Below are 14068 nucleotides of genomic sequence, written 5' to 3'. Positions count from 1 at the left end.
TTATGAGCAATGACTTTCAATTTATCGAAGTGGGTCGAGTAGACCCGGTAAAACATGAAGCCAAGAAACGTGCCACACAATTTATTGAAATTTATCAGCCGTTTACACAACCAGAAGTCAAGCAGCAAGCCGATCGTTGTCTGGACTGTGGTAACCCGTATTGCGAATGGAAATGCCCACTGCATAACTACATTCCAAACTGGTTAAAACTGGCAGAAGAAGGCCGGATTATGGAGGCGGCAGACTTGGTGCATGAAACCAATACGCTGCCAGAAATTTGTGGCCGAGTGTGCCCACAAGACCGCTTATGTGAAGGTGCCTGTACCTTAAACGATGACTTTGGTGCTGTGACTATTGGTAGTGTTGAAAAATACATTACCGATACTGCCATATCACAAGGTTGGCGCCCAAACATGACTCAAGTGACTCCTCGTAAAGAGCGTGTTGCCATCATTGGAGCGGGTCCTGCAGGTCTTGGCTGTGCAGATATTCTGGCACGCAATGGTGTGCAAACAGTAGTGTATGACAAGTATCCACAAATTGGTGGTTTGCTCACTTACGGCATACCGTCATTTAAGCTTGATAAAGAGGTCATGGCGACACGTCGCTCAGTGCTTGAAGGTATGGGCATCAAATTCAAAATGGGTGTCACTGTCGGAAAAGATGTGAGCTTCCAAAGCCTGTTAGATGAATACGATTCTGTATTCTTAGGTATGGGTACTTACACCGCCATGAAAGCAAAACTGCCTAATGAAGATGCCCAAGGCGTGATCCAAGCCCTGCCGTATCTTATTGGTAATACTCATCACATTATGGGTACTCAAGACGAAGCGACACCGTATCTAAGCCTCGAAGGTAAAGATGTCGTGGTGCTAGGCGGCGGTGATACTGCAATGGACTGTTTACGAACAGCTGTTCGTCAAGGTGCTAAAAGCGTGACATGTGCTTATCGCCGTGACGAAGCCAACATGCCGGGTTCACGTCGTGAAGTACAAAATGCTCGCGAGGAAGGCGTTAATTTCTTATTTAATCGTCAACCTGTGGCCATTAAAGCTGAAAACGGTCAAGTGGTCGGGATTGAGTGCGTTGAAACCCGAATGGGCGAAGCTGATGCCAGCGGACGTCAACGTGCTGAAATCATTCCAGGTAGTGAGCAAGTGTTAGCAACTGATGCGCTGATTATTGCCTTTGGTTTCCAAGCTAGCCCTGCCGCATGGTTTAGTGATTTTGGTATCGAAACCAATGAATGGGGCCTAGTGAAAGCCAATAAAACAGATGACAACCCGTTTCAAACCACCAATCCAAAAGTGTTTGCTGGCGGAGATATGGTGCGAGGCTCTGACTTAGTCGTGACAGCGATTGCAGAAGGTCGAGACGCGGCATTAGGGATTTTAAACTATTTAGATTAATAGCTTGCTAGCCTAACAGGATAGACATTCTAGGTTAGCTTGATAATAACAAGCTGTTATAACGTGTTTGCTTGTGAATTTTTGCGCATCTTATGATGCGCTTTTTTTTAGTTTATTTTTTACTATAACTCACTGTTGATTATGAGTGTCGAGTCGAATTAACTAAAAAATAGCTGAAGATATTGTCTTTTAATAACGAATTATCATCTGAAAATTTGATCCCCACGTGTAATAGCCCTTCAACATTTTTAACTTTTACCGCACTGCCAGATAAAATGCCAGAAAGTTCAGTATTGATCGAAATAGACACGTGTATTTGCTCGCCTTCGGCAAAACTTGCCGCGTTGGCGTCTAAGGTTAGCAAACACCCCGAAAATGAAAAATCAACCATTTTGGCGCTCACTTTAGCGTCATTGTGAATAACAAATACATCTTGTTCAATATTAACTCTGAGCTGATCGCGTAACTTTTTCTTAATGATGATTTTCGGAACACTGAGACATAACATCTTAATTGGTTGATTAACGATAGATAAAATAGATGACTTAAACGCAATGATGTCTTTAAAGCCGCTATTGGTCATGGCTCTTACAACAATTTCAGCATTCACTAGCATATGCTGATAAGCCTCAGAAAGACCTTTGTTTGGATACTCAATTAAGATAAAACGCCCAAGTTGATAACCAATCATACTCGAACGTGATTGGACGGTTTTGCCATTGGCAAAATGAATTTCAATAAATAAATCCATGCCTATTTCGATCAAACTAAGATCACCATAAATTGGAGCGCTTGCTGGGGTAGTCATTGTCTACCTGCTCTTATATAACTCGTCATTATCGGCCTGTGTGTTATCAAAACATCTCGTCAGAATAGCTATAATAAACAGAATAATCTTATTTTGCTCATTATAGCTAACCCGAGCCAGATTCAAATCGGATAAATGGCCAAATAACGCAGACGGCAAGATAAAGGACGATTGCCACACCGTTTATTATCTTAAATGAATGTGACTTATACCAAACAGTAATAATTAATACTGCACAGCAACTAATCATAACTCAATGTTTTAGTGACTATAATAATAAATAATTTATTGCAGAATCATTTCCTCACCCTGAAATCAGATCATACTTGCGCAAATAAACTGGATTAATACTCACCAGCCTCACCAACAAGCTTTCACAGTGATTGATAAGCTACTAACAAATAAGTAGAATACAAATCATTATCATTTACTTGGTTTATTTTAGAGAATAATTCTTTTATTCCTATTGGGGCAATACCTTGAATACTTTCTTAAACAGCTTGACGTTAAGACGGCAATGGCTCAACTCATCCTTCTTCAATCGATGCCTATTGCTTGCTATTAGTGCGATTTTTTCAACGACGCTATGGGCGCAGAGCCCGGCAATGACATCTGACGATATTGTCAAACAAACACGACAAATTCTCCAGTTAGCTGAATATATTGGGGTGGATTACTCAGAAGCGGTTACAGCAGGTAATATTACTAATCCTGATGAATTTGCTGAAATGCAGCAATTTGCCAGCATTATTATTGAAAAAACCAACCTGCTCGCGAATGATATGCAAAATTCAGTAATGACAGATGCATTGCAATTACAACAAGCCATTGAAAACAAAGCGCCACTGGCTGTTATTCAAGGATTTAGCCAACAAATCCGCCAACAGTTATTAAGCCAGTCTCCGGCCTTAATACTGCCATCACAGCTATTAACCAAAGATCATGTTCAGCAATTGTTTATCGAAAATTGCTCAAGCTGTCACGGTGATTTAGGCCAAGGCAATGGGCCATTAGCCAAATCATTAGCACCTGAACCAACCAATTTCACCGATCAAGAACGTGCGTTAAATCGTTCGTTACTGGGACTGTATGACGCCATTTCTGATGGTTTAGATGGCAGCGCGATGCGGGCTTTTAGTGAGTTAAATGATCAACAACGTTGGTCACTGGCTTTCTATGTTGGCAGCTTAGCGTTTGAGCCAACGGCCACGGTAACTGAACATAACAAACATGATACTAATGTTGAATTACAACAATGGGTCAATAACAATCCTATACAATTACTTCAGCAAGATGTCGGCATTGATCGTAGCCAACTTGAGTTATTACGCTCACAACCTGAATTACTGTTTCAACACGCCGAGTCGCCGATTTCAACTGCACGCACAAACTTGCAAGCTGCAGTAGAGGCTTATCACGCCAATGAGTTAGCGCAAGCACAAACCTTGGCGGTAAGTGCATACTTAGATGGATTTGAGTTAATTGAAAATACCTTAGATGCTCATGACAGTAGTTTACGAAAATCGATCGAGAGCCAACTGCTTAACTTTAGAAACTTACTGAAAGTACCAGGCCAAACCACACAGATTAATCAAGAGTTTGCCAGTATAATGACTCAGCTTAATCAAGCTGACACTGTATTAACAGGCCAATCGTTATCAAATAATGCCATGTTTTCGGCGGCATTAATTATTCTGTTGCGCGAAGGTTTAGAAGCACTGTTGGTGATCATTGCCTTAATGACAGTGTTAATTAAAACCGAGCGCCATGATGCGATTAAATTTGTTCATTTTGGTTGGATATCGGCACTCGCTGCGGGAGTATTAACCTGGTGGGCAGCAGATAATCTGATTAGCATTAGCGGCGCATCGAGGGAGTTAATGGAAGGCGGCGCCGCATTAATGGCTGCTCTGGTGTTGTTCTATGTCGGTTATTGGATGCACAGTAAAACCCAAGGTTCCAAATGGCAAAGTTACATTAAAAATAATGTTGATCGTCATTTAAACACTGGTACCTTATGGGGTCTCACAGGGCTTGCGTTTATTTCGGTCTATCGTGAAGTCTTTGAAACCATTTTGTTCTATCAGTCATTACTGACTCAAGCCATAGGCTCTGATAGCAGTAATGAACAAGTCAGTTACCTGGTTTACGGCTTGCTAGCCGGTATGGCTATTTTAGCTGTGATTGCTTGGTTAATGATGCGCTACTCAGTTAAATTGCCATTAGCCCGCTTCTTTGCGGTGAGTTCATACTTCATGCTGGTGCTAGCGTTTATCTTGGCAGGCAAAGGTATTTCAGCATTACAAGAAGCTGCGGTAATTAGCCTTACGCCCTTCCCTTTAGATGTATCGATTAGCTGGTTAGGTATAGCGTCGACATGGCAAGGCTTAAGTACGCAAATGGTAATTGTGGTGTTATTTAGCTTTTTGGTTATTCGTAATCGTTACGCCAAATAATACCCAAAATTGACAGCATGACCTTGAGTGCTTAACCCTCAAGTTTGGTGTTTTGTATTCGAGTTTAACATTGAGCAGCCAATAAAAAGGCCGGCTAAATATATTTAGCCGGCCTTTTTGTGCCTAGAAGCGGTTAGTCATTTATTGCACAGTAAACTTAGTATCTTCATCTCTTAACATGTACAGCGCAAAACACGCGGCCCACATTGGCCATGCAGCAAAAAACAATAAGTTATTAAACGCATCAAAATATTGATTAAATGCCGACAAGGTTGAAGCGCCGTGCATGAGAAAGATAATCCCGTAAGTAATACGCTTTTAAAACCCCAATACAAACGCAAATACTAAGGTTAATTGCAGTGCGCCCATAATATAGGCGGCAACTTCATTCATGCCGCTAATGCCATAAAACTTTTCAAATATCTTCATGCTATGGCTAGGATTAACAAACTTATCCAATGTCCACACTAGCATCACCAAAAATACGCCTAAACGTAAAGCCAGTAATGACCATTGCAATTTGCGTTGAACATCGCCGCTAAGTGTTGTTTGCATCATCATTCCTTAAAAAATAATAATAAAGTGGTATCTATCTAAAACTAATGAGCTTTTAATAGGCTAAACTGACTTTTTAATCAAAAATCGCATTTGCCACTAATTGACCGAGTAACGCGCAACTATGTTGCACTGTCATCTATGCCATTTAGACCTAAGCCTATAAAAATAGGCATAACATGGTTGCAACAAAAAAGTTAATTAGAAGGTCTCTTTAACCATGTTCATCACAGCAGAAAATATTATGCCTACTCATCGCCATCAAAATCGTTCACTTATCGCGCTAGCGGTTAGCCTAGCCTTGTATTCATCTTTGACAACTGCAGCTGAAGACACTTCCACTATCGAAGTGATTCAAGTATCAGGTAAAGCGATTAACGATAAAGGCATGTCACCTAAAAACACTAAGATCAACGGCCCCTTTGGGGATGGCATAGCATTAAAAGATATTGCCCGCTCGGTCACGCCTATCACCAGTGAAATGATTGAACAGCTTAATATCACTGATTTATCAGACATTCAAAAAGTCAGCCCTAACAGTTATTCAGCCAGCGGCTTCGGTGCATCGAGTTTGCCAACCATTCGCGGTCAATTAGGTGAACTGTACCAAGATGGTGTTCGTCGCCAGGCCGGTAATAACGGCTTTGGGATTCCCATGTCGTTTAATGCAGTAGAGCAAATTGATGTCGTCAAAGGTGCACCACCAGTGCTACTCGGTACCAGTCAACGTAACGGTGGTTTTGTTAATTTACATTCGAAAACTGCGCCAACTGACAGTAAATTTGGCAAGATCACGGCATCGGGCGGCAGTTGGGACCATTATCGCGCTCAATTAGATGTCGCTACAGACCTAGTCGCCAACCAAAGTGGCATACGTTTAAGCGCTGAACACATAGATAACGGCAGCTATTACGATTACTCAGGCTTTAAAAGTGACAGTATTTTTGTGGCATTTCGATTACTGCCCGACGATGTCAGTACTTGGGATATTAACGTCGAATACTATGATGTTGAATTTACCGACAACGCGGGGATTAATCGCCCTACTCAAGCATTAATCGACAACGGTTTATATATTACTGGTCAAGGTGTTCAACCTAATGGCAGTACTATTGCTGGAGCCAATGCCATCGTATCGCCAACCGGCTTAGTTGAGATAGATCGCAGCCAAGTATTAACCGATCCCGATAACACTAACGACGCACAAACCTTTTTGCTGCACAGCACATATGTGCGCCAACTTAGTGATAACGCAACCCTTAAAAACATTACTTATTATCAGCATTTAGAACGTGAAGAAATCGCTCAAAACAGTTTTGTTGAAATCATTGATGGTGCTGACACAGCCCAAAACCGCCTTGAATTAGCCTATCAATGGAATGACAGCCAAAGTACCATTGCCGCGGTGGATATTCGCTACAACAAAGTGTTAGGTTACAGCCAATTTACCACCGAAGCTGACTTACCTATCGACTTGACGGGTCCAATTGAAAACCGCCGTATTCCACTGACTGCTGAGCAGCAAGCAAGGCTAGTTGAGCTGCGCCCAGGTGTGTTTGTGTCACCCGGAGCCCAATACGATACCAACGGCGATGGCACTGGCAACTTTTCATTGTCTGACACCACAGACTCCAGCAGTTGGCAAACCGGCTTGGCGATCCAACACAACAGTCAATGGACCGATAAGTTTTCGACCAGCATAGGTTATCGAGCTGATTTTTATGATGTCCAGGCACGCGATCCTATTGCGCCACAAGGTCAAATTGCGGCCAGCGATTCTATTCATGAAATGCTAGAGTCTGGACAAATTAGTCTCAGCTATAAACTCACCGATGCTATCACTACCTATGCCAGCGCTAGCTATAATGAATCAACCTCAAACAGCATGGGTGGTGGTAATACCTTAGGTGCAAACAACCAAATTAGTCGTCAAAACTTTGCCACTGAAAATACCCTTAATGAAGTCGGTATAAAATACTCACCAACAGACAGCGCTTGGTATGTCGATGCCGCTGTGTTTGATCAAAAACGCAGCCTGCGTAATCGAGATGGCAGCAATACCGGCATTCGCACCAAGGGATTTGAGGCACAAGCCTTTTTTGATGCCGATCCATATTGGTTTAGCGCAGGTTACAGCTATTTAGACGCTCGCTATGATGACTCAGCAAGTAGCCAAGACACAGTGCAAGTGGCCGACAGCTTTGACAACTCGCGCCCGGATATCATCCAAGGCACTGGAATTGGAGCGCCAAACTTTGCCTCATTTGCACCATCAAATCGTCGAGTTCAAGGCTTGCCTGAGCAGACATTGACAATTAATGGTGGTATTGCCATTACCGAAAAATGGCAAGCAGGTTTCTCCGGTCTATATACCAAGAGTTACCCATTAGATTTTTTAGCGACTGTGTACATCCGCGATCAATACACGCTTAATATCAACACTCGCTATGACTTTACACCGCAAACAAGCTTAAGGCTGGACGTGAATAATGTGACCAATCAAAACAACTGGCGCCCTGTATTTGAAGGCGGTTATTTTGGCTCAACCTTGGTTTTCCCTGAGCTACCTGTTAACGCCACGCTTACCTTGCAACATTCATTTTAAGGCGACTGTTTATGATTAAAAAAATTATCCTATTACTCATTGCTACATTATTAGTAGTACTGTTTTTCTACTTCGACTTGCATCATTTACTGACCTTAGAAGGCTTAAAAGCCTCGATGAATGATTTCCACCAATGGCGCGAGCAATCGCCATTATTAGTTATTGGCGGATTCTTTATACTGTATGTAACTGTGACAGCATTGTCTCTTCCCGGCGCAGCCATTCTCACCATTGCCTCTGGAGCACTATTTGGTATTGTTGAAGGGTTGATTATTGCTTCGTTTGCTTCAAGTATTGGCGCATTATTGGCCTTTTTAGTCTCACGCTACTTATTGCGCGACTCAATCAAAAAGCGCTTCCCTGAACGTTTAGCGGCGATTGATAAAGGCATTGAAACAGAGGGGGGCTTTTATTTATTCACCTTACGCTTAGTGCCCATATTCCCATTTTTCATGATTAATTTATTGATGGGCGTCACTTCATTTAAATCGTGGACCTTTTACTGGGTTAGCCAGATTGGTATGTTTTTGGGCACCTTTGTATACGTTAATGCCGGTACTCAGCTGGCGCAAATTGACAGCTTAACGAACATTTTATCGTTTAATCTGATTATATCATTTGCACTATTAGGCTTATTCCCTCTTATTGCTAAAGCGATAGTCAATACCATTAAAAAACGCCGCGTATACAGTCAATGGACTAAACCCGCTAAGTTTGATCGCAACTTAATTGTAATTGGTGCAGGTGCCGGAGGCCTAGTTACTAGCTATATTGCTGCCGCAGTAAAAGCAAAAGTAACCTTAATTGAAGCCGGAGAAATGGGCGGCGACTGCTTAAACTATGGCTGTGTGCCCAGTAAAGCGATTATTAAAAGCGCTAAAATTGCTCAGCAAATAAGAAACGCCCATCATTACGGCCTAGAAGACACGACACCTGAGTTTTCTTTTAAAAAAGTCATGGCGCGCGTGCATCAAGTGGTGGCCGATATTGCTCCCCACGACAGCATTGAGCGTTACACCAATTTAGGTGTCGACGTCGTCAAAGGCTACGGAAAATTAGTCGACCCATGGACAGTAGAAATTAGCCACCCTGACGGTAACACTAGCCGCTTAACCGCGCGCAGTATTGTCATCGCAACAGGTGCTAGCCCGTTTGTGCCACCGTTACCAGGCATAGAAGAAGTCGGCTATGTCACCAGTGATACCTTGTGGGATGAATTTGCCAAACTCGACACTGCGCCGCAAAAATTGGTGGTATTAGGTGGCGGCCCAATTGGTTCTGAACTAGCACAAAGCTTTGCCCGCTTAGGATCGCAAGTCACTCAAGTTGAAATGGCTGAACGCATCATGATCAAAGAAGATCGTGAAGTGTCAGAGTTTGCCACCCAGGCCTTACAAAAAAGTGGCGTGAATATTCTAACCTCTCATCAAGCACTGCGCTGTGAACTACGCGATGGTAAAAAATACCTTATCGTTGAGCATCAACAGCAAGAATTAGCGTTAGAGTACGACCAGCTATTATGTGCTGTTGGTCGTAGTGCCCGCTTAAGCGGTTACGGTTTGGAAGAGCTAGGCATTGAGACAAAGCGCACTATCGTCACCAATGAATACTTAGAAACCTTATACCCAAATATCTATGCGGCAGGCGATATTGTTGGCCCGTATCAATTTACTCACGTGGCAGCGCATCAAGGCTGGTACGCGGCAGTAAATGGACTGTTTGGTCATTTGAAAAAATTCAAAGTCGATTATCGCGTGATCCCGTGGACCACCTTTATCGATCCAGAAGTGGCTCGAGTGGGTATAAATGAATACGAAGCCCAGCAGCAAGGCATTGATTACGAAGTAACTCGCTTTGATTTTGCTGAACTTGATCGTGCCATTACCGACAGTGCCACCCAAGGGTTTATTAAAGTGATTACCCCTAAAGGTAAAGATAAAATCTTAGGCGTGACCGTGGTATCAGAACACGCTGGCGATTTAATTGCAGAATTTGTGTTGGCAATGAAACACGGCTTGGGACTGAATAAGATTTTAGGCACAATTCACAGCTACCCAACATGGGCCGAAGGCAACAAGTACGCCGCTGGTGAATGGAAGCGTAACCATGCTCCAGCAACTGTGCTGCGCTGGTTAGAAAAATACCACACTTGGCGTCGTGGTTAACCCTACTGAGTGATCACTTGGGTTTATGAAAATGGGCCTTAGGCTATAGGCCTTAAATAATCGTTCTGATGACGATTCTTAGAACATAACTCTCGATAATGGCTGTTATAAAGTGACTCTATATAACAAGAATAGGTCTCAGATAATGAAAAGATTAACGCGATATGCTCAATCGTTTATGCTGACTGTCGGTTTATTGCTGAGTTTGCTTGCTAGTCATGCGGCTATTGCGGCAGTGGATCAGTCTGACGTTATTTCTGCTATAAAGAGTCCGGCTATTAGTCAGGCGATCAACAACCAAGCTGCTGATAACAATACACTAGATAACCAGATCATGGCGCTACACGATAACTGGAATACATTACTCAGCCGTCATGTTAAGCCGATAAACCAAGGTCACAGTAGCGCGGTAGACTACGCCGCCATGCAGCAAGACCGAGCGATATTGACCCTGTATCTCAAACAACTCAGTCAAATTACTCAAACTCAATTTGATGCTTGGGATAAGCCGGCACAACTGGCGATGCTCATCAATGCTTACAACGCCTGGACAGTTGAACTTATCTTAACCAAGTACCCTGATATTGATTCAATCAAAGACTTAGGTGGATTTTTCAGCTCACCATGGGACAAGAGTTTTATCCCATTACTGGGTAAGACCCGCAGTCTCAATGATATTGAGCATAAACTGATCCGCGGCAGCGATCGTTACAATGATCCTAGAATTCATTTTGCGGTAAATTGTGCCAGCATTGGTTGCCCTGCACTACGCGAAGAAGCTTACACTAGCGCTAAACTCGACATGCAACTCGATGCACAAACCCAACGTTTCCTTGCCGATAGCAGCCGCAACTACGCCAAAGGCGACACAGTCTATTTGTCTGCAATTTTTAAATGGTATGGCGACGATTTTACCAAAGGCTTTAATGGAGCTGATTCTGTTGATGCATTTTTATTACTGTATCCTAGTGGGCTAAAACTCAGTCCGGCACTTCAAACCGCGGCAGAAAAACAGCAATTGAATATCGATTTTTTAGATTATGACTGGTCATTAAATGCGGTTCGCTAAGTGGATGTTATTCAGCAAAACACCTAAACCTATAGTGCATATCATTGCCACAATGGCTTTAATTATCAGTGTATGCGCCAGTCTTTGGACTGGTGAAGCTGATGCCAAAACCACTAGTTCAGCAACATGGTCAGATATTGAAGATCGTGGAATAAACCAAGACGTATACTTTCATGCTTGGGGCGGCGATCCACAAATCAATCGTTATATTCAGTGGGTTGCCAAGCAAGTTAAGCAGCAGTATCAGATCAATTTACACCATGTAAAACTCACCGACACCAGCGAAGCGGTCAGTCGAGTATTAGCAGAAACGTCAGCAGGTAATAACACTCAAGGCCAAGTCGATTTAGTGTGGATTAACGGTGAAAACTTTGCCGCCATGGCCAAGCATCAACTCCTTGCGCCAAACTGGGTCGCACAATTACCCAACTTTAGCTTAACTGATCCAGACAACAACCCTGCAATGACTCGCGACTTTGGCGTACCAACACAAGGCATGGAAGCGCCATGGGGTAAAGCTGCGCTGACTTTTTATTACGACAGCCTAGCGACACAATCACCACCGCAAACCTTGCAACAATTAAGCGAATGGGTCAAACAACATCCAGGCAGGTTCACCTACCCTAAGCCACCAGACTTTTTGGCCACCAGCTTTTTAAAGTATGCCCTGATTGTACTGAATAACGCTCAACCTGAGGCAATCAAAAATCGACTTTATCAACCTGCCACGGCACAAAGCCAAGCTCTGTTATTGCCGGTGTTGTGGCAATATTTAGATGAGTTACACCCGTATTTATGGCGCAAAGGCCGCCACTTTATGTCCAGCGGCATGGAATTACGTCGTTTAATCGGCGATGGCGAACTTGCCCTAGCATTTACCTTTTCAGCCGCTGAAATTCCGGCGGCAGTGGCGCGTTTTGAATTACCCGACAGTAGCCGCAGCTATCGTATGCAAGATGGCAGCTTGAGTAATATCCACTTTATCGCCATTCCCTATAATGCTGCTCACGCTAATAGCGCTAAACTGCTCGTCAATTTTTTACTTAGCCCACAAGCACAAGCAAAAAAACAACAACCCAGTGTATGGGGCGACATCAGCGTGTTGGCAACATCTAAGCTGACTGCCGAGCAACAAGTCTGGTTTAATCCATCCGCTCAGTCACATCCCAGTGCAACTATCGCTAACCAAGCAATCAGCCCAGCGTTGAGCGAGCCCGATCCAAGCTGGAGTAAAGTGATTGCAAAGCTATGGTTACAACGCTATGGAGTGATGCAATGAGCACGGTAGCCAGGTTGTTTAATCCTATTGTACGCATCAGTCCATACATCATGATGGCATTGTTAGTTATTCCGGTAATGGGTGGCTTAATTGGCGTAATGTTGCCTGCATTTGGTTGGATCCCAGCATTAGATCAAACCTCGTTGAGCTTGAATGGTTTTAGCCAATTATGGCAAACACCGGGTATTGGTCACATGGCGTTATTGAGCATCGGCACCAGCTTTGTCAGCACCTTATTAGCCTTTTTAATCACGATACTTATCCTAGCAAGTTACTTTACCAGTCCTTGGCTGGGTTATATTCAACGGCTTTTAGGGCCAATCCTTGTTATCCCTCATGCCGCGGCGGCCATTGCTATTGGATTTCTTATCACCCCGTCGGGCATGATATCGCGCTTAGTCTCACCTTGGTTAAGTGGTTGGAATGCACCTCCCGATTGGTTATACCCACACGATGCGATGGGGCTGAGTATTATTCTTGGCCTAACATTAAAAGAGCTGCCTTTTTTATTGCTGATGGCGCTGGGCGCGTTAGCGCAACCCGATCTTGGGCAAACATTGCGGGCACAACATAAAGTGGCATTGAGCTTAGGTTATTGCCCAATAACCGCATTTTTTAAAGTGGTGTTGCCAAGCCTCTATCCTCACTTACGCTTACCAATATTGGCAGTAATGGCCTACGCCAGTGCTAGCGTCGAAATCCCCTTAATTTTAGGCCCTAACAACCCACCGACATTGGCTGTAGCGATTATGCAGTGGTTTCATGATGTGGATTTAAGCCTACGGATTAAAGCATCAGCAGGGGCAATATTACAAATTCAACTCACCTTATTCGTATTAGCCTGCTGGTGGCTACTAGAAGGCTTAGTGTGTCAATTCGCTAACTCGATGTTAACCAATGGCCGGCGCGATTACGGCGGCGCCATCATCCAAAAGATAACCCATGTGATCACCGCCTTAATGATGGCCATCATAGGTTTGGCATTAGTGGGAATGCTACTGTGGTCTTTTGCTGGTTTCTGGCATTTCCCTGATGCCTTGCCGCAACAAGTTTTCATGCTGCATTGGCAAACAGCATTACAACAAATGCACACGCCACTTATCGACACGGTACTGATTGCCCTTTGCGCCACTGCCCTAGCCATAAGCTTAACCTTACTCACCTTAGAAGCGGAGCAGCACAGCGGAAAATCGCTATCGCTACTGGGGAGTGTATTAATTTATCTGCCTTTGCTTATTCCAAGCATCGCGTTTTTATTTGGTCTGGTGTGGTTACTTGAGCAAGTCAACAGTCAGCATACCTTTATCAATGTGGTACTGGCCCATTTGTTGTTTGTATTACCTTATGTGTTTTTATCACTGGCTAGCAGCTATCGACGTTTAGACCCACGCTTTAGTATTGTTGCGGCCAGTCTTGGTGCGACCAAAGCGAAAATCTTTTTTAGGATTAAACTGCCCATGTTAATTGGGCCAATATTCATTGCTTGCGCGCTTGGTTTAGCCATTAGCTTTAGCCAATACCTACCCACTTTGCTCACCGGTGGCGGGCGAATTAACACCATTACCACTGAAGCAGTTGCACTCGCCAATGGTGGAAGCCGCAGGATCAGTGCCGTATATGCGTTAATGCAAATGATCCTCCCCGCTTTAGGTTTTTTATTAGCTTGGTTATTGCCAAAAATGATTACCAAAATGTTAAGCAAGCGCCACCAACAAGGATAAT

8 protein-coding genes and 1 pseudogene are annotated in these 14068 nt (G+C 43.6%); 7 read left to right on the top strand and 2 right to left on the bottom strand.

What is annotated here, in order from left to right; all coding sequences use genetic code 11:
* Positions 1-2: 2 nt before the first annotated feature.
* The gene (locus H5123_RS13650) at positions 3-1409 is read left to right on the top strand and encodes an FAD-dependent oxidoreductase (protein WP_124017088.1); all 1407 of its coding nucleotides are present in this window, start codon (positions 3-5) and stop codon (positions 1407-1409) included.
* 139 nt (positions 1410-1548) lie between these two features.
* Here the strand turns inward: H5123_RS13650 and H5123_RS13645 are convergent, their stop codons facing one another.
* Positions 1549-2217, bottom strand: a complete 669-nt coding sequence (locus H5123_RS13645) for a flagellar brake protein (RefSeq protein WP_182698320.1) — start codon at positions 2215-2217, stop codon at positions 1549-1551.
* Positions 2218-2822: 605 nt separating this feature from the next.
* Between H5123_RS13645 and H5123_RS13640 the strand changes: the two genes are divergently transcribed.
* Entirely contained in the window at positions 2823-4673 is a 1851-nt protein-coding gene (locus H5123_RS13640) for a cytochrome c/FTR1 family iron permease (protein ID WP_182698319.1), read from the top strand.
* 141 nt (positions 4674-4814) lie between these two features.
* Here the strand turns inward: H5123_RS13640 and H5123_RS13635 are convergent.
* Positions 4815-5228 (bottom strand): annotated as a pseudogene (locus H5123_RS13635) (hypothetical protein).
* Between the two features lie 244 nt (positions 5229-5472).
* On the opposite strand from H5123_RS13635, the gene H5123_RS13630 reads away from it, so the two are divergent.
* The 5 genes from H5123_RS13630 to H5123_RS13610 all read left to right on the top strand — a co-directional run bounded on the left by H5123_RS13630 (position 5473) and on the right by H5123_RS13610 (position 14067).
* Positions 5473-7833 (top strand): TonB-dependent siderophore receptor, encoded by a 2361-nt coding sequence (locus H5123_RS13630; RefSeq protein WP_182698377.1) that lies wholly within the window; start codon positions 5473-5475, stop codon positions 7831-7833.
* An 11-nt stretch (positions 7834-7844) separates the two neighbouring features.
* Positions 7845-9998: an FAD-dependent oxidoreductase gene (locus H5123_RS13625; protein WP_182698318.1), complete on the top strand. Its 2154-nt coding sequence runs from the start codon at positions 7845-7847 to the stop codon at positions 9996-9998.
* Between the two features lie 145 nt (positions 9999-10143).
* Positions 10144-11067 (top strand): DUF547 domain-containing protein, encoded by a 924-nt coding sequence (locus H5123_RS13620; protein ID WP_259395672.1) that lies wholly within the window; start codon positions 10144-10146, stop codon positions 11065-11067.
* A gap of 52 nt (positions 11068-11119) precedes the next feature.
* Positions 11120-12346 carry an ABC transporter substrate-binding protein gene (locus tag H5123_RS13615; protein WP_182698375.1) on the top strand — a complete coding sequence of 409 codons (1227 nt, stop codon included), beginning with the start codon at positions 11120-11122 and terminating at the stop codon, positions 12344-12346.
* Positions 12343-14067, top strand: coding sequence for an ABC transporter permease (locus H5123_RS13610; RefSeq protein ID WP_182698317.1), 1725 nt, complete (start codon positions 12343-12345; stop codon positions 14065-14067). The genes H5123_RS13615 and H5123_RS13610 overlap by 4 nt, the downstream gene beginning before the upstream one ends.
* Position 14068 lies beyond the last annotated feature (1 nt).

This window comes from Shewanella sp. SR43-4, assembly GCF_014163845.1.
Taxonomy (GTDB): domain Bacteria; phylum Pseudomonadota; class Gammaproteobacteria; order Enterobacterales; family Shewanellaceae; genus Shewanella; species Shewanella vesiculosa.
This window is presented reverse-complemented; position numbering and strand designations above follow the sequence as displayed.

Coding starts and splice junctions, on each gene's coding strand:
- H5123_RS13610 (WP_182698317.1), top strand. CDS start 12,343: ATGAGCACGGTAGCCAGGTTGTTTAATCCTATTGTACGCATCAGTCCA.
- H5123_RS13625 (WP_182698318.1), top strand. CDS start 7,845: ATGATTAAAAAAATTATCCTATTACTCATTGCTACATTATTAGTAGTA.
- H5123_RS13620 (WP_259395672.1), top strand. CDS start 10,144: ATGAAAAGATTAACGCGATATGCTCAATCGTTTATGCTGACTGTCGGT.
- H5123_RS13630 (WP_182698377.1), top strand. CDS start 5,473: ATGCCTACTCATCGCCATCAAAATCGTTCACTTATCGCGCTAGCGGTT.
- H5123_RS13645 (WP_182698320.1), bottom strand. CDS start 2,217: ATGACTACCCCAGCAAGCGCTCCAATTTATGGTGATCTTAGTTTGATC.
- H5123_RS13650 (WP_124017088.1), top strand. CDS start 3: ATGAGCAATGACTTTCAATTTATCGAAGTGGGTCGAGTAGACCCGGTA.
- H5123_RS13615 (WP_182698375.1), top strand. CDS start 11,120: ATGGCTTTAATTATCAGTGTATGCGCCAGTCTTTGGACTGGTGAAGCT.
- H5123_RS13640 (WP_182698319.1), top strand. CDS start 2,823: ATGACATCTGACGATATTGTCAAACAAACACGACAAATTCTCCAGTTA.